The 16,405-nt window shown below is 53.6% G+C and carries 11 protein-coding genes, 2 tRNA genes and 3 rRNA genes; 3 read left to right on the plus strand and 13 right to left on the minus strand.

From position 1 onward, the window contains the following. Nucleotides 1-189, minus strand: a complete 189-nt coding sequence (bcsR, locus tag KGP24_RS22140; RefSeq protein WP_008503237.1) for a cellulose biosynthesis protein BcsR — start codon at nucleotides 187-189, stop codon at nucleotides 1-3. 175 nt (nucleotides 190-364) lie between these two features. Between bcsR and bcsE the strand changes: the two genes are divergently transcribed. From bcsE to bcsG, 3 genes are read left to right on the plus strand one after another with little or no spacing between them, the layout of a single operon-like run. Next, nucleotides 365-1,927: a cellulose biosynthesis c-di-GMP-binding protein BcsE gene (gene bcsE, locus KGP24_RS22145; protein WP_223561808.1), complete on the plus strand. Its 1,563-nt coding sequence runs from the start codon at nucleotides 365-367 to the stop codon at nucleotides 1,925-1,927. Next, nucleotides 1,921-2,118 (plus strand): cellulose biosynthesis protein BcsF, encoded by a 198-nt coding sequence (gene bcsF / locus KGP24_RS22150; protein ID WP_223563555.1) that lies wholly within the window; start codon nucleotides 1,921-1,923, stop codon nucleotides 2,116-2,118. The genes bcsE and bcsF overlap by 7 nt, the downstream gene beginning before the upstream one ends. Continuing rightward, nucleotides 2,111-3,790: a cellulose biosynthesis protein BcsG gene (gene bcsG / locus KGP24_RS22155; RefSeq protein WP_223561809.1), complete on the plus strand. Its 1,680-nt coding sequence runs from the start codon at nucleotides 2,111-2,113 to the stop codon at nucleotides 3,788-3,790. Before bcsF ends, bcsG begins: the two co-directional genes overlap by 8 nt. A gap of 48 nt (nucleotides 3,791-3,838) precedes the next feature. Here the strand turns inward: bcsG and KGP24_RS22160 are convergent, their stop codons facing one another. The 12 genes from KGP24_RS22160 to pepQ form a co-directional block, all read right to left on the minus strand. Continuing rightward, entirely contained in the window at nucleotides 3,839-4,831 is a 993-nt protein-coding gene (locus KGP24_RS22160) for a glycosyl hydrolase family 8 (RefSeq protein WP_223563556.1), read from the minus strand. Nucleotides 4,832-4,847: 16 nt separating this feature from the next. Beyond that, nucleotides 4,848-5,810 carry a bifunctional biotin--[acetyl-CoA-carboxylase] ligase/biotin operon repressor BirA gene (birA, locus tag KGP24_RS22165; protein WP_223561810.1) on the minus strand — a complete coding sequence of 321 codons (963 nt, stop codon included), beginning with the start codon at nucleotides 5,808-5,810 and terminating at the stop codon, nucleotides 4,848-4,850. Then, on the minus strand, nucleotides 5,807-6,835 hold the full coding sequence (gene murB / locus KGP24_RS22170; protein ID WP_223561811.1) for a UDP-N-acetylmuramate dehydrogenase: 1,029 nt from the start codon (nucleotides 6,833-6,835) through the stop codon (nucleotides 5,807-5,809). The genes birA and murB overlap by 4 nt, the downstream gene beginning before the upstream one ends. A 124-nt stretch (nucleotides 6,836-6,959) precedes the next feature. Further along, nucleotides 6,960-7,075 (minus strand): 5S ribosomal RNA (gene rrf, locus KGP24_RS22175). 69 nt (nucleotides 7,076-7,144) lie between these two features. Next, nucleotides 7,145-10,050, minus strand: a 23S ribosomal RNA gene (locus KGP24_RS22180). Between the two features lie 180 nt (nucleotides 10,051-10,230). Continuing rightward, nucleotides 10,231-10,306, minus strand: a tRNA-Ala gene (locus tag KGP24_RS22185). A gap of 42 nt (nucleotides 10,307-10,348) precedes the next feature. Beyond that, a tRNA-Ile gene (locus KGP24_RS22190) sits at nucleotides 10,349-10,425 on the minus strand. Nucleotides 10,426-10,494: 69 nt separating this feature from the next. Continuing rightward, nucleotides 10,495-12,036 (minus strand): 16S ribosomal RNA (locus KGP24_RS22195). Together the 16S, 23S and 5S rRNA genes with 2 tRNA genes alongside form the textbook arrangement of a ribosomal RNA operon. A 354-nt stretch (nucleotides 12,037-12,390) precedes the next feature. Next, nucleotides 12,391-12,936, minus strand: a complete 546-nt coding sequence (gene hemG / locus KGP24_RS22200; RefSeq protein WP_223561812.1) for a menaquinone-dependent protoporphyrinogen IX dehydrogenase — start codon at nucleotides 12,934-12,936, stop codon at nucleotides 12,391-12,393. 10 nt (nucleotides 12,937-12,946) lie between these two features. Then, the gene (trkH, locus tag KGP24_RS22205; protein WP_223561813.1) at nucleotides 12,947-14,398 is read right to left on the minus strand and encodes a Trk system potassium transporter TrkH; all 1,452 of its coding nucleotides are present in this window, start codon (nucleotides 14,396-14,398) and stop codon (nucleotides 12,947-12,949) included. Between the two features lie 41 nt (nucleotides 14,399-14,439). Next, on the minus strand, nucleotides 14,440-15,054 hold the full coding sequence (locus KGP24_RS22210) for an IMPACT family protein (protein ID WP_223561814.1): 615 nt from the start codon (nucleotides 15,052-15,054) through the stop codon (nucleotides 14,440-14,442). After that, entirely contained in the window at nucleotides 15,054-16,385 is a 1,332-nt protein-coding gene (pepQ, locus tag KGP24_RS22215) for a Xaa-Pro dipeptidase (protein WP_223563557.1), read from the minus strand. Before pepQ ends, KGP24_RS22210 begins: the two co-directional genes overlap by 1 nt. Nucleotides 16,386-16,405: the final 20 nt, after the last annotated feature.

Raw genomic sequence — 16,405 nt, forward strand, 5'->3', positions numbered from 1 at the left:
TTATTGTTGATGGGCGAATTCAGCTAATAACGGCCAGCGTTTAATAGCCGCAGCCAACTGTTCCCTCTGGGAAATATCGGTGTAATCTATTTCAGGTAAAGAAAAGGCCTGCGTCAGCGCCAGAAAATCGTTTTGGAATGTGTAACCCAGAGTCGAGTCGACTGGGGTTCCAGGTTCGTTATTATCCATTTTTTTTTCATCCCTTTAAGGAAAATCGCACGCTAAAGAAGTTGCGGGGCTTCCTGCCCTGACAAATTTCATTTACATGCTAAATCTGATGTTCTTTAATTTCAATGTTAGGTTTATTTCTACGCTTTCGCTAGTAAACTGAGATACAGATAAATTAGACGAAAAGAGGGACACCGTGGACTCCATATTTTCTATTGGCATCCAGTCATTATGGGACGAATTGAGCCACATGCCAGTCGGAGGAGTCTGGTGGATTAATACGGACCGTAATGAAGATGCTATCAGTCTGGTAAACCAGACAATTGCTGCTCAGGATAAGGATTCCCGCGTGGCCGTCATTAGCATGGGCGAAGAGCCGAAGAACATTGTCACGCTTGAAAGTGACTGTGGCCCCAAGACGGTGCGATTATTTTCCATGACATCGGAAGCCGATAGTCTATACTTTTTGACCCGCGACGTTCAGTGCTCTATTGATCCGGATCGCTATTTAGTGATTCTTAAATGCGCCAATAACGTTCTGCAAAATATCCCTACGGAAAAACTGCTTTCGTGGCTGGAAAATATCAATAAATGGGCAAAATTTCAAAATTGCACGCTTCTTGTAGTCAATCCCGGCAGTAATAATGACAAGCTGTTCTCACTTTTAATGGGCGAATATCGCTCCCTGTTCGGTCTGGCAAGCGTGCGTGACCAGGTGGGCAGCTATCTCTACGATATTGCATTCTGGTGTAATGAAAAAGGCGTAAGTGCCAGGCAACAACTTACGCTGAAACATATCGAAGGTAAGTGGCACCTGGCACAGCAGGAAGAAACCGTGGTACAACCGCGCAGTGACGAAAAACGCATCCTGAGCCATATTGCGGTTTTGGAGGGGGCACCTGCCCTGTCGGAAAACTGGACGCTGTTTGAATCTAACGAAGCGCTTTTCCATGAAGCCCGCACTACACAGGCGGCGACCCTTATTTTTTCGCTGATGCAGAATAACCAGATTGAGACGCTGGCACGGCAAATCCACACCTTACGCCGCCAGCGCGGCAGTGCGTTAAAAATTATTGTGCGCGAAAATAATACCAGCCTGCGCGCCACCGACGAGCGCCTGCTTCTGGGCTGCGGCGCTAATATGGTTATTCCATGGAATGCGCCATTGTCCCGTTGCCTGACGCTTATCGAAAGCGTTCAGGGCCAGCAGTTTAGCCGCCATGTGCCGGAAGATATTTCCACGCTGCTCTCCATGACGCAGCCGATGAAGCTGCGCGGATTCCAAAAATGGGATACCTTCTGCGACGCCGTCGGCAACATGATGAGCAACACGCTCCTTCCCGCTGACGGAAAAGGGGTTATGGTTGCCCTGCGTCCTGTACCGGGTATTCGCGTTGAACAGGCCCTCACCCTATGTCGCCCGAACCGTACAGGAGACATCATGACCATCGGCGACAATCGCCTGGTGCTGTTTTTGTCCTTCTGCCGGGTTAACGATCTCGATACGGCACTTAACCACATCTTCCCCCTGCCTACCGGGGATATTTTCTCGAACCGTATGATTTGGTTCGAAGATAATACGATCGGCGCGGAGCTGGTGCAGATGCGTGCGCTCCAGCCTGAACAATGGGCTAAACCGCTCGCTATCACCAGCGATGCCAAACCAGTCCTCAATGCCAGGCATGATGGACACGTCTGGCGTCGGGTTCCGGAACCCCTTCGCTTATTAGCAGACAACGCGGAGAACGCATCATCATGAATATCAGCGATATCATTCAACTGGTTATATTCTGTGCGCTGATCTTTTTCCCGCTTGGCTACTATGCGCGCCATTCCGTACGCCGTATCCGTGATACGGCCAGAGTGCTGTTTATAAAACCTCGCTATGTAAAACCAGCCGGAACACTGACACGGGCATCACACGTCAAGGCAGACCGAAAACATGACTAATTCTACCTATACCGCTTCGTCACCCTCGCCGCTCTGGCAATACTGGCGCGGCCTTTCCGGCTGGAACTTCTACTTTCTGGTGAAGTTTGGCCTGCTGTGGGCAGGCTATCTGAATTTCCATCCCCTTCTCAACCTGGTATTTATGGCCTTCCTGCTGATGCCGCTGCCGAATATCAGGCTGCACCGCTTACGCCACTGGGTCGCTATCCCTGTCGGCTTTGCGCTGTTCTGGCATGATACCTGGCTACCGGGGCCGGACAGCATTATGAGCCAGGGCTCGCAGGTGGCGGGCTTTAGCGCCAGCTATGTCCTCGATCTGACCGAGCGCTTTATTAACTGGCAGATGATTGGCGCGGTATTTGTGCTACTGGTTGCCTGGCTGTTCCTGTCACAGTGGATCCGCGTCACGGTGTTTGTCGTCGCGATTATGATCTGGCTTAACGTGCTGACGCTGGCTGGACCAAACTTTTCGCTGTGGCCTGCCGGTCAACCGACCACCACGGTAACCACCACAGGGGGAAGCGCAGCGGCAACCGTCACAACGGCAGGCGATACGCCTGTGGTGGGTGATATCCCAACCCAGACCGCACCGCCGACCTCTACCAACCTGAATGCCTGGCTCTCCAGTTTCTATACCGCGGAAGACAAGCGACAGACTAAATTCCCGGATGCGCTGCCGGCGGATGCTCAGCCGTTTGAACTGCTGGTGATCAACATCTGCTCTCTCTCCTGGGCCGACGTGGATGCAGCCGGTTTGATGTCTCATCCGCTGTGGTCACATTTCGACATTCAGTTTAAAGATTTCAACTCAGCCACCTCGTACAGCGGCCCGGCGGCGATCCGCCTGCTGCGTGCAAGCTGCGGTCAAACATCGCATAAAAACCTGTATCAACCCGCCGGCAACCAATGTTATCTGTTCGATAACCTCTCGAAACTGGGCTTTACGCAGCATCTGATGCTGGGGCATAACGGCCAGTTCGGCAACTTCCTGAAAGAGGTGCGCGAACAGGGTGGCATGCAGGCACCGCTGATGGATCAAACCGGTCTTCCTGTCTCTCTGCTGGGCTTCGACGGCTCGCCTGTCTATGACGATTCCGCTGTCCTGCAGCGCTGGCTGCAGACCATCGAAAAAGACAATAATCCACGCAGCGCGACGTTCTTTAATACCCTGCCGCTTCACGACGGTAACCACTTCCCGGGCGTGAGCAAAACGGCGGATTATAAAGTGCGTGCGCAGAAATTCTTTGACGAGCTGGACGCATTCTTTACGGAGCTGGAAAAATCGGGCCGTAAAGTCATGGTGGTTGTGGTACCTGAGCACGGCGGCGCGCTGAAAGGCGACAGAATGCAGGTCTCGGGTCTGCGTGATATCCCAAGCCCGTCCATCACCAACGTGCCTGCAGGCATTAAGTTCTTTGGTATGAAAGCACCCCATCAGGGCGCACCGATTGAAATCACCCAGCCGACCAGCTATCTGGCGATCTCTGAACTGGTTGCCCGTGCCGTTGACGGGAAGCTGTTTGTGGAAGATAGCGTGAACTGGGATCAGCTCACCAGCAACCTGCCGCAAACGGCAGAAGTCTCCGAGAACGCCAACGCGGTGGTGATTCAGTATCAGAACAAACCGTACGTTCGCCTGAACGGCGGGGATTGGGTACCGTATCCGCAGTAACACGCTAAGACGTCCCTCTCCCCATCGGGGAGAGGGACAATGCCAACATTATTGCTGGGCGATCCACACCAGCATTTTCAGACTTGCCGAGTAGTAGTCGTCTTGAGAGGTAATTTCGGGTTCGCCGGAAGCCTGTCCCATCGTAAAATCCCTGACCGCCAGCAGACCGCCCTCCATCATATAAGGGGCATATTCGTTGGTTGTGACGTTAACCCAGGCGGGAGTGTGTTCCCGGGGGAACTGGCCGAACCAGGCCTTCCACGGCGTCAGGAGCGGGCTTTTTTTATCAGCCCAGGCAACGTACAGCGGAATACGAATCGCGTCGTAGCTCATCCGCGGTGGCCAGCCTTTGGCTGGAGCCAGCTTGTCACCTGATGCCAGTGAAACCCAGTCAGTGGGAAGATTCGCTTTACCCGAGCCCATTTTCCCCAGCAGGCGTTTTCCGTCCTTAATCAAATCGCGCCAGACCGGCAAATGACTGCGTCTGGCGAAGGCCTGCCAGGCCGGAAACACGAAATAGGAAGGATTAAGGACAACTTCACCTTCAGGCTTAAATCCCTGGGCGCCAGGCAGCATCACGCGGTAACCCGCGTAGCGGGTCACGCTGTGGTCAATCAGTGCTTTTGTAATTGCATCCGATGCGGCGCTGTAGCGTTTGTCATGCCAGCGCGCATCGGCCTTCAGTAACGCCCAGGCAATTAGCACATCGCCATCTGCAGCATTGTTTTTGTCGGCGACCGGGTTGGACTCTGCGGGGTTATAGCGCCAGTAAAACAGACCATTCTCTTTGTTCTTCAGATGACTGTCTGTCCATTGCCAGAGCTTATCGAACGTGGCTTTATCGTCGTTGGCTACCGCCATCAGCATGGCAAAACCCTGGCCTTCCGTATGCGACACGCCGCCATTGCCGGTATCAACAATGCGGCCTTCCGGTTTGAAAAAGCGGGCCTTATAACTCTCCCAGGCCCGATCCGCCTGAGAAAGGGGCGAGAACAGCAGACTCATCATGACGGCCAGCGTCGCGCAGACGGGTTTTCGCATCATTCACTCCATCCGGTTATTCGGCACTCCGCAGGGAAATCTCACCGCCCATCCAGGGTTTGATCACGCCATCCTGATCCAGGAGCAGCGCGCCCTGTGCATCAATACCGCGGGAAGTCCCGTAGATCTCTTTATCACCAATCAGCAATTTCACCGGGCGGTTGATGAAGTTATCCAGCTTTTCCCAACGAGACAGGAACGGTGCCAGCCCTTCCTGCTCAAAAAGCGTGAGTGAACTACGCAACTCTTTAATCATACGCACGGCAAGGGTGTTACGATCGATGACGATCCCCGCCTCCTGGAGGTTAGTCCATGCCTGATTTACCACATCATTTTGTACATTGCGCATCACCATATTGAGGCCTGCGCCAATGACGATTTGCGCCGCATCGCCCGTTTTCCCCGTCAGTTCGACCAGAATGCCGGCAAGTTTACGATCGTTGAGGTACAGGTCGTTAGGCCATTTAACACGTACTTTATCCGCCCCCAGATCGTGCAACACTTCCGCCATGACGATCCCGATGACCAGACTAAGGCCAATGGCAGCGGCCGGCCCCTGATCGAGTCGCCAGTACATGGAAAGATAGAGGTTGGCGCCAAATGGCGAAAACCACTTGCGGCCGCGACGGCCACGACCGGCCTGCTGATATTCAGCAACGCAGGCATCGCCCGATTTGAGCTCAGGCAGACGATCCAGCAGATACTGGTTCGTCGAATCAATTACAGGCAGCACCGCAACATTGCCGTGTCCAATCTGGCTGCGGATCGCTTCTTCATTCAGCAATTGAATCGGCTCCGGCAGGCTGTACCCTTTCCCGGGTACCGTGAACACATCGACACCCCAGTCGCGAAGCGTCTGGATATGTTTATTGATGCCGGCACGGCTCATGCCTAGCTGCTCACCCAGCTGCTCGCCAGAATGAAACTCACCGTCAGCGAGGATGCTAATCAGGGTTAAAGGGATGGTGTTGTCTTTCACGCGATGGCCTCCACGGCATTGACTTCACCTGTGCGGCCAATGAAGCGAACTTCTGGCTCCAGCCAGACGTTAAATTTTTCGCCTACGCGCTGACGAATATAATGAGCCAGCTGTACAACATCATCGCTGGTCGCATCGCGTTGATTAATCAGCACCAGAGCCTGCTGCTGGTGCACGGCAGCACCGCCTACTGAAGTGCCTTTTAGCTGGCATTGATCGATAAGCCATCCCGCGGCAAGCTTCACGCTGCCATCCGCCTGAGGGTAATGTGGCGCGGCTGGCCATCCTTCAAGAAAGACTTTTGCATTTTCGCTGCTGATAACCGGGTTTTTAAAGAAGCTTCCTGCGTTTCCGTTTACTTTTGGGTCGGGAAGTTTGGTCATCCGCATATGGCAAACCGAATCAAAAACATCGCGGGCAGTTACGGTAGCAGGATCGAGACGCGTTAAATCCCCGTAGGTCAATACAGGCTGCCAGTTCTTCGACAGGCGCAGACCCACGGCAACAATCACGTAGCGATCCTGATATTCATGTTTGAAGATACTGTCACGATAGCCAAATCGGCACTGCTCTGTCGTTAAACGCTTAGCCGTTCCGGTCGCCAGTTCGATGCAGTCGACATATTCACAGACATGTTTCAGTTCGATGCCGTAGGCGCCGATGTTTTGAATAGGTGACGATCCGGCGCAGCCTGGAATGAGCGCAAGGTTTTCCAGGCCCGGCATCCCTTTTTCGAGAGTAAATTGCACCAGATGATGCCAGTTTTCTCCGGCTCCAACGTGCAGGTGCCAGCTATCGGCACGCTCTTCAACATCCATTCCCATGATGCGGTTAACGATCACCGTTCCCGCAAAATCATCAAGAAACAGGACATTACTTCCTTCGCCCAGAATCAGTACGGGTTCGTTATTTTCTGTTGCGCTTTGCCATGCTTCCAGCAGTTGCTGTGCAGTATCGGCACGTACAATTTGATTAGCATTGCGTTGAATGCCAAAGGTATTCCAGGGCTTAAGGGAGTGGTTCATAGACGCTATCCTGATGCAAAAACGCAGGTAGTTTACCGTATAAGCAGGGGATTGGGGGATTAGTTTGTGCAGCGTATAAACGCAAAAAGGCCATCCTTGCGGATGGCCTTTCTACTTAATTGATGTCTGGCAGTTCCCTACTCTCGCATGGGGAGACCCCACACTACCATCGGCGCTACGGCGTTTCACTTCTGAGTTCGGCATGGGGTCAGGTGGGACCACCGCGCTAAAGCCGCCAGGCAAATTCTGTTAATCTGTATCAGGCTGAAAATCCTGTCTCTCTCACCGCCAAAACACCTTCGGCGTTGTAAGGTTAAGCCTCACGGTTCATTAGTATCGGTTAGCTCAACGCATCGCTGCGCTTACACACCCGACCTATCAACGTCGTAGTCTTCAACGTTCCTTCAGGACTCTCAGGGAGTCAGGGAGAACTCATCTCGGGGCAAGTTTCGTGCTTAGATGCTTTCAGCACTTATCTTTTCCGCATTTAGCTACCGGGCAGTGCCATTGGCATGACAACCCGAACACCAGTGATGCGTCCACTCCGGTCCTCTCGTACTAGGAGCAGCCCCCCTCAATTCTCCAGCGCCCACGGCAGATAGGGACCGAACTGTCTCACGACGTTCTAAACCCAGCTCGCGTACCACTTTAAATGGCGAACAGCCATACCCTTGGGACCTACTTCAGCCCCAGGATGTGATGAGCCGACATCGAGGTGCCAAACACCGCCGTCGATATGAACTCTTGGGCGGTATCAGCCTGTTATCCCCGGAGTACCTTTTATCCGTTGAGCGATGGCCCTTCCATTCAGAACCACCGGATCACTATGACCTGCTTTCGCACCTGCTCGAGCCGTCACTCTCGCAGTCAAGCTAGCTTATGCCATTGCACTAACCTCCTGATGTCCGACCAGGATTAGCTAACCTTCGTGCTCCTCCGTTACTCTTTGGGAGGAGACCGCCCCAGTCAAACTACCCACCAGACACTGTCCGCAACCCGGATCACGGGTCTACGTTAGAACACCAGCCATTAAAGGGTGGTATTTCAAGGATGGCTCCACGCAGACTGGCGTCCACGCTTCAAAGCCTCCCACCTATCCTACACATCAAGGACCAGTGTTCAGTGTCAAGCTATAGTAAAGGTTCACGGGGTCTTTCCGTCTTGCCGCGGGTACACTGCATCTTCACAGCGAGTTCAATTTCACTGAGTCTCGGGTGGAGACAGCCTGGCCATCATTACGCCATTCGTGCAGGTCGGAACTTACCCGACAAGGAATTTCGCTACCTTAGGACCGTTATAGTTACGGCCGCCGTTTACCGGGGCTTCGATCAAGAGCTTCGCGTTGCCGCTAACCCCATCAATTAACCTTCCGGCACCGGGCAGGCGTCACACCGTATACGTCCACTTTCGTGTTTGCACAGTGCTGTGTTTTTAATAAACAGTTGCAGCCAGCTGGTATCTTCGACTGATTTCAGCTCCACCCGCAGGGGCTTCACCTACATATCAGCGTGCCTTCTCCCGAAGTTACGGCACCATTTTGCCTAGTTCCTTCACCCGAGTTCTCTCAAGCGCCTTGGTATTCTCTACCTGACCACCTGTGTCGGTTTGGGGTACGATTTCGTGTTACCTGATGCTTAGAGGCTTTTCCTGGAAGCAGGGCATTTGTTACTTCAGCACCGTAGTGCCTCGTCATCACACCTCAGCGTTAATAAACGACCGGATTTACCTAATCGTTCCGCCTACATGCTTAAACCGGGACAACCGTCGCCCGGCTAACATAGCCTTCTCCGTCCCCCCTTCGCAGTAACACCAAGTACAGGAATATTAACCTGTTTCCCATCGACTACGCCTTTCGGCCTCGCCTTAGGGGTCGACTCACCCTGCCCCGATTAACGTTGGACAGGAACCCTTGGTCTTCCGGCGAGCGGGCTTTTCACCCGCTTTATCGTTACTTATGTCAGCATTCGCACTTCTGATACCTCCAGCATGCCTCACAGCACACCTTCAACGGCTTACAGAACGCTCCCCTACCCAACAACGCATAAGCGTCGCTGCCGCAGCTTCGGTGCATGGTTTAGCCCCGTTACATCTTCCGCGCAGGCCGACTCGACCAGTGAGCTATTACGCTTTCTTTAAATGATGGCTGCTTCTAAGCCAACATCCTGGCTGTCTGTGCCTTCCCACATCGTTTCCCACTTAACCATGACTTTGGGACCTTAGCTGGCGGTCTGGGTTGTTTCCCTCTTCACGACGGACGTTAGCACCCGCCGTGTGTCTCCCGTGATAACATTCTTCGGTATTCGTAGTTTGCATCGGGTTGGTAAGCCGGGATGGCCCCCTAGCCGAAACAGTGCTCTACCCCCGAAGATGAGTTCACGAGGCGCTACCTAAATAGCTTTCGGGGAGAACCAGCTATCTCCCGGTTTGATTGGCCTTTCACCCCCAGCCACAAGTCATCCGCTAATTTTTCAACATTAGTCGGTTCGGTCCTCCAGTTAGTGTTACCCAACCTTCAACCTGCCCATGGCTAGATCACCGGGTTTCGGGTCTATACCCTGCAACTTAACGCCCAGTTAAGACTCGGTTTCCCTTCGGCTCCCCTATACGGTTAACCTTGCTACAGAATATAAGTCGCTGACCCATTATACAAAAGGTACGCAGTCACACCACAAAGGTGCTCCCACTGCTTGTACGTACACGGTTTCAGGTTCTTTTTCACTCCCCTCGCCGGGGTTCTTTTCGCCTTTCCCTCACGGTACTGGTTCACTATCGGTCAGTCAGGAGTATTTAGCCTTGGAGGATGGTCCCCCCATATTCAGACAGGATACCACGTGTCCCGCCCTACTCTTCGAGTTCACAACCTGTGTGCTTTCGTGTACGGGACTGTCACCCTGTACCGTGCGACTTTCCAGACGCTTCCACTAACACACAAGCTGATTCAGACTCTGGGCTGCTCCCCGTTCGCTCGCCGCTACTGGGGGAATCTCGGTTGATTTCTTTTCCTCGGGGTACTTAGATGTTTCAGTTCCCCCGGTTCGCCTCGTTAACCTATGTATTCAGTTAACGATAGTGCAACGAATTGCACTGGGTTTCCCCATTCGGACATCGCCGGGTCAAAGGTTCATATCACCTCGCCGGCGCTTTTCGCAGATTAGCACGTCCTTCATCGCCTCTGACTGCCAGGGCATCCACCGTGTACGCTTAGTCGCTTAACCTCACAACCCGAAGATGTTTCTTTCGATTCATCATCGACTTGCGAAAATTTGAGAGACTCGAACACACATAACATGTGTGTCGTTTCAATTTTCAGCTTGATCCAGATTTTTAAAGAGCAAAACTTCGCAGTGCACCTTTTCAGGTTCACTCTGAAGTTTTCTTGTGTTTGCAGTAAAAGATGGTGGAGCTATGCGGGATCGAACCGCAGACCTCCTGCGTGCAAAGCAGGCGCTCTCCCAGCTGAGCTATAGCCCCATCGTTTATAATCTCTGTACCGCTCATCCTTTAAAAGGAGTTTGGTAGGCCTGAGTGGACTTGAACCACCGACCTCACCCTTATCAGGGGTGCGCTCTAACCACCTGAGCTACAAGCCTGCAGAGATTTTTACTGCTGTTTTTCATCAGACAATCTGTGTGAGCACTACAAAGGCAGGTTCTTTAAGGTAAGGAGGTGATCCAACCGCAGGTTCCCCTACGGTTACCTTGTTACGACTTCACCCCAGTCATGAATCACAAAGTGGTAAGCGCCCTCCCGAAGGTTAAGCTACCTACTTCTTTTGCAACCCACTCCCATGGTGTGACGGGCGGTGTGTACAAGGCCCGGGAACGTATTCACCGTAGCATTCTGATCTACGATTACTAGCGATTCCGACTTCATGGAGTCGAGTTGCAGACTCCAATCCGGACTACGACGCACTTTATGAGGTCCGCTTGCTCTCGCGAGGTCGCTTCTCTTTGTATGCGCCATTGTAGCACGTGTGTAGCCCTACTCGTAAGGGCCATGATGACTTGACGTCATCCCCACCTTCCTCCAGTTTATCACTGGCAGTCTCCTTTGAGTTCCCGGCCTAACCGCTGGCAACAAAGGATAAGGGTTGCGCTCGTTGCGGGACTTAACCCAACATTTCACAACACGAGCTGACGACAGCCATGCAGCACCTGTCTCAGAGTTCCCGAAGGCACCAATCCATCTCTGGAAAGTTCTCTGGATGTCAAGAGTAGGTAAGGTTCTTCGCGTTGCATCGAATTAAACCACATGCTCCACCGCTTGTGCGGGCCCCCGTCAATTCATTTGAGTTTTAACCTTGCGGCCGTACTCCCCAGGCGGTCGACTTAACGCGTTAGCTCCGGAAGCCACGCCTCAAGGGCACAACCTCCAAGTCGACATCGTTTACGGCGTGGACTACCAGGGTATCTAATCCTGTTTGCTCCCCACGCTTTCGCACCTGAGCGTCAGTCTTTGTCCAGGGGGCCGCCTTCGCCACCGGTATTCCTCCAGATCTCTACGCATTTCACCGCTACACCTGGAATTCTACCCCCCTCTACAAGACTCTAGCCTGCCAGTTTCGAATGCAGTTCCCAGGTTGAGCCCGGGGATTTCACATCCGACTTGACAGACCGCCTGCGTGCGCTTTACGCCCAGTAATTCCGATTAACGCTTGCACCCTCCGTATTACCGCGGCTGCTGGCACGGAGTTAGCCGGTGCTTCTTCTGCGGGTAACGTCAATTGCTGAGGTTATTAACCTCAACACCTTCCTCCCCGCTGAAAGTACTTTACAACCCGAAGGCCTTCTTCATACACGCGGCATGGCTGCATCAGGCTTGCGCCCATTGTGCAATATTCCCCACTGCTGCCTCCCGTAGGAGTCTGGACCGTGTCTCAGTTCCAGTGTGGCTGGTCATCCTCTCAGACCAGCTAGGGATCGTCGCCTAGGTGAGCCGTTACCCCACCTACTAGCTAATCCCATCTGGGCACATCTGATGGCAAGAGGCCCGAAGGTCCCCCTCTTTGGTCTTGCGACGTTATGCGGTATTAGCTACCGTTTCCAGTAGTTATCCCCCTCCATCAGGCAGTTTCCCAGACATTACTCACCCGTCCGCCGCTCGTCACCCGGAGAGCAAGCTCTCCTGTGCTACCGCTCGACTTGCATGTGTTAGGCCTGCCGCCAGCGTTCAATCTGAGCCATGATCAAACTCTTCAATTTAAGTTTGATGCTCGTGAATTAAACTTCGTAATGAATTACGTATGTTCACTCAGAGACTTGGTATTCATTTTTCGTCTTGCGACGTTAAGAATCCATGTCACTTTGAGTGCCCACACAGATTGTCTGATAAATTGTTAAAGAGCAGTGCCGCTTCGCTTTTCGCAGCGGCGCGGGGTGTGCATATTACGCTTTCCCGCTTCAGAGTCAAGCGTTTATTTTCGCTTTTCTCTGCTGACCCGGCGGCGTGTGTGCCGTTGTTCCGTGTCAGTGGAGGCGCATTATAGGGAGTTATTCCGACGTGACAAGCACAAAATACAAAAAACTTTTCGTTCGCTCACTTTTCAAACTTAACGCTTATTTATGTCGCGAATCGCCCGTTAAATGTGCGATTTCCCGTGCAAAACTGGCCACCTGCGACCAGTCGGTATAAACCACTTCTTTACGCGTATCGGTTTCCCCCCCGGTCATCTTCATAATCAGGCGGATCATAAAGCGGTCATACCAGCGGTAGCGAGGGTAGCGCAGCGCGCCGGCAAAGACGGCGCACAGGTCTGGTTGCCACGGTGAACTGAGTAGAAACTTGCGCGTGTAGCTGTTGGTCTGCGGCGTGCGCTTCTCGGCTTTACGTGCGACAAGGTTGACCGAGTAAAACGCACCGGGCAATTGGTTGAGCACCGCCGTGTGCTTTTTCACAAAGCGATCCAGCGCCGGATGGAAATGCCCGTAACGAATTGACGCGCCAATTACCACGCGATCGTACTCCTGCCAGGCTATCTGCTCCGCACGGTTCAGGTTCACAACATCCGAGTAAATACCCAGCTCTTTTAATTCAGACGCCAGATAGGCAGCAATCTCACGCGTTTGCCCGTCTCGCGTAGAGAAAAGAATCAATGTTTTCATCAACGGCTCCTTACTCGCGCCAGAATGTAGAGGTGAACAGCACCAGCAGCGTAAAGACCTCAAGACGACCAAACAGCATATTGGCGATGAGGATCCATTTCGCGACCGGGTTCATGCTGGCAAAGTTATCCGCCACAACCCCCAGGCCGGGCCCGAGGTTATTCAAGGTTGCTACGACGGACGCAAAGGCGGAAAAATCATCCACCCCCGTCGCGATAATCGCCAGCATACTGACGATAAAGACCAGCGCATACGCCGAGAAGAACCCCCACACCGCTTCGAGGATACGTTCCGGCAGCGCGCGGTTACCCAGCTTAATGCTGTAAACCGCATTCGGATGGACCAGACGCTTCAGCTCACGGTTCCCCTGCTTAAACAGCAGCAGAATACGAATCACCTTCAGGCCACCGCCCGTAGACCCCGCACAGCCCCCGATAAATGCAGAGCATAACAGCAGCACCGGCAGGAACAGCGGCCAGCGCGCGATGCTGTCCGTGGTAAAGCCGGCGGTCGTCGCCATCGATACTACCTGGAAGAACGCCTGATTTAGCGTGGTCAGCGCGGAGTTGTAGACATCATGGAACCACAGCACCAGGGTACAGATGATCACCAGCGTAAGCTGGACGCCAATGAACATGCGGAACTCTGGGTCACGCCAGTACACTTTCAGGCTACGTCCACTTAATAAAGAGAAGTGCAGACCGTAGTTACAACCTGAAATCAGCAAGAAAATGGCAATGATGGTGTTAATGGTTGGGCTGTCGAAGTAGCCGACGCTGGCATCGTGGGTGGAAAACCCGCCGATAGCAATCGTCGCAAAGCTGTGTCCGATGGCGTCGAAAGCGGGCATCCCGGCAAACCATAGCGCCAGCGCACAGGCCACCGTCAGCAAGACATAAATAAGCCACAGGGTCTTCGCCGTCTCGGCAATACGCGGGCGCATCTTATTGTCTTTCAGCGGCCCGGGCATTTCGGCGCGATAGAGCTGCATGCCCCCGACGCCCAGAATAGGCAGAATAGCCACTGCCAGGACGATGATCCCCATACCGCCGAACCACTGCAGCATCTGGCGATAAAAGAGAATGGCGTGCGGTAGCGAATCCAGCCCAACCAGCGTCGTCGCCCCGGTGGTTGTTAAACCGGAGAACGATTCAAAAAAGGCATCCGTGATACTCAGGTTAGGCTGTTCAGAGAAGATAAAGGGCAGCGAACCGACGCTTCCCAGCACCGTCCAGAACAGGACCACAATCAGAAACCCTTCACGAGATTTCAGCTCACCTTTCTGACGACGGTTTGGCCACCACAGCAGCGAGCCTATCACCAGCGCGACAAAAAAAGTCTGGGTAAATGCACGCCCCGCGCCGTCCCGGTAGATAAGCGCCACCAGTCCTGGGAGAATCATCGTCCCGGAAAAAAGTATAACCAGCAGTCCAACGATTCGGGTTATGGCACGAAAATGCATCTCTGCCGCTTCCTTTGGTATTCAAAAAAGTGAGGTGGGGATTATTCTTCAATCGGCAGCAATTGCAACGAACCACGACTAAAATCAGCCAGTTTTGCTGAAAAAGCAGCCAGCTCCGCCTGAGGAAGCGCCACGCGTAATTGCACCATTGCCTGGTAATCACTGTGCGCAATCACGCCGTTAAACTGTTTGAGCAGCGTTTCAATGCCCGATAGCTGAGCGTAATCGCACAACAAAGTATATTCAGTGAGCGGCGTTTTGCGGATAGTTTTGAGCATATTCAGTGCCTGCTGGACGCCGCCGCCATAGGCTTTTACCAGCCCACCCGTACCTAACAGGATGCCGCCATAGTAGCGCAGCACCACGGCGGTAATTTCACCCACGCCGCTGCCCATCAGCTGCGAAAGCATGGGTTTACCGGCCGTGCCCGCCGGTTCACCGTCGTCGGAAAACCCCAGCTGTAGTGAATCGTCCGGCGGCCCTGCCACCCACGCCACACAGTGGTGACGAGCGTCAGGATGCTCAGCCCGAACGGACTCGACAAACGCCTTTGCCGCCTCTACGCCGTCGGTATGCGCCAGCAGCGTAATAAAGCGGCTTTTCTTGATTTCCTCAACAAAGGTGACCGGTTCAGCCGGTATCAGCCAGCTCTCCATCAGGCCAGCTTCAGGTCTCGCGTCATGTTCTCGATACCGTTTTCGTGAACCACTACGTTATCTTCGATGCGAATACCGCCAAACGGCTTCAGCGCGTCAATTTTTTCCCAGTTGAAGTGTTTGCTGAACTGGCCTTCACGCCACGGCGCCAGCAGGGATTCGATAAAGTAGATCCCCGGCTCAATCGTCAGCACCATACGCGGCTCCAGAATACGGGTGCAGCGCAGGTAGGGGTATTTAGACGGTGCCGCCAGGTGCGTGCCGGTGTCATCCTGCATAAAGCCCGCAACGTCGTGAACCTGCAGGCCCAGCGGGTGGCCAATACCGTGCGGCATGAATGGCCCGGTCAGATCGTTCTCGACCATCGCCTCTTCGCTCATGTCTTTCACAATTTGATGCTTACGCAGCAGTTTTGCGATGCGCTGATGGAACTGGATGTGGTAATCCACATAGCTGGTTCCCGCCTTCATGGTGCCAATCAGCGCCAGCTGTTCATCGTTCACGTCTTTAATCAGCTGCGCGAAATCGGTATCCGCATTCGCCGCCCAGGTACGGGTCAGGTCAGCCGCGTAACCGTTGTACTCGGCGCCTGCGTCAAGCAGGAAGCTGCGCATCTCAGACGGTACATGGTGATCGAGTTTGGTGTAATGCAGGACGGAAGCATGCTCGTTTAGCGCAACAATATTGCTGTACGGAACGTCGGTATCGCGATGACCGGTGGCGGTCAGGTACGCCTGATTGATGTCGAACTCGCTCATGCCGGACTGGAAGGCTTCATGCGCGGCACGGTGGCCATTCACCGCCGTTTTTTGCGCTTCACGCATGCAGTAAAGTTCGTAGTCGGTTTTGTACGCGCGGTAATAGTGGAGGTAATCCAGCACCCCTTTCGGGTTGAGCTTGTCTGCCGCAATATCCAGGCCCAGCGCACGCTCCGGAACAGGGCCAATATAGGCGATGTTGCCACGCGCGGCAGGCAGCTGGCTGCCAATGCCGTCCGCTTTCGGCAGTGCAATCACGTCAATTTCTTCCGTCCAGAAAGAGGTCGGCAGCGGCTCTACGTTGTGCCAGTAATCGACCGGCAGGTAAAACCACAGTTTCGGCTTGTTCACGCCGTCTACCAGCAGCCAGCAGTTGGGAACCTGGGTTACCGGCACCCAGGCCTTAAACTGCGGGTTCACCTTAAACGGATAAGCGTGGTCATCCAGAAAGGTATTTATCAGCTCGCCGGAGTGGATCAGCAGCGCATCCAGCTTAAAGCGGGCGAGTACATCGCGGGTACGTTCCTGTAGGGTAACGATATGATTTTTATAAAGCGAAGCCAGTGAGTCCATCATTCTTCCTTTCGTTTTTT

The sequence above is a fragment of the Enterobacter sp. JBIWA008 genome (assembly GCF_019968765.1).
In the GTDB taxonomy this organism is placed as follows: Bacteria; Pseudomonadota; Gammaproteobacteria; order Enterobacterales; family Enterobacteriaceae; genus Enterobacter.

Excerpts from the sequence above, each read along its gene's own strand:
- bcsR (WP_008503237.1), bottom strand. The coding sequence starts at position 189 with ATGGATAATAACGAACCTGGAACCCCAGTCGACTCGACTCTGGGTTAC.
- bcsG (WP_223561809.1), top strand. The coding sequence starts at position 2,111 with ATGACTAATTCTACCTATACCGCTTCGTCACCCTCGCCGCTCTGGCAA.
- KGP24_RS22160 (WP_223563556.1), bottom strand. The coding sequence starts at position 4,831 with ATGCGAAAACCCGTCTGCGCGACGCTGGCCGTCATGATGAGTCTGCTG.
- murB (WP_223561811.1), bottom strand. The coding sequence starts at position 6,835 with ATGAACCACTCCCTTAAGCCCTGGAATACCTTTGGCATTCAACGCAAT.
- hemG (WP_223561812.1), bottom strand. The coding sequence starts at position 12,936 with ATGAAAACATTGATTCTTTTCTCTACGCGAGACGGGCAAACGCGTGAG.
- trkH (WP_223561813.1), bottom strand. The coding sequence starts at position 14,398 with ATGCATTTTCGTGCCATAACCCGAATCGTTGGACTGCTGGTTATACTT.
- KGP24_RS22210 (WP_223561814.1), bottom strand. The coding sequence starts at position 15,054 with ATGGAGAGCTGGCTGATACCGGCTGAACCGGTCACCTTTGTTGAGGAA.
- pepQ (WP_223563557.1), bottom strand. The coding sequence starts at position 16,385 with ATGGACTCACTGGCTTCGCTTTATAAAAATCATATCGTTACCCTACAG.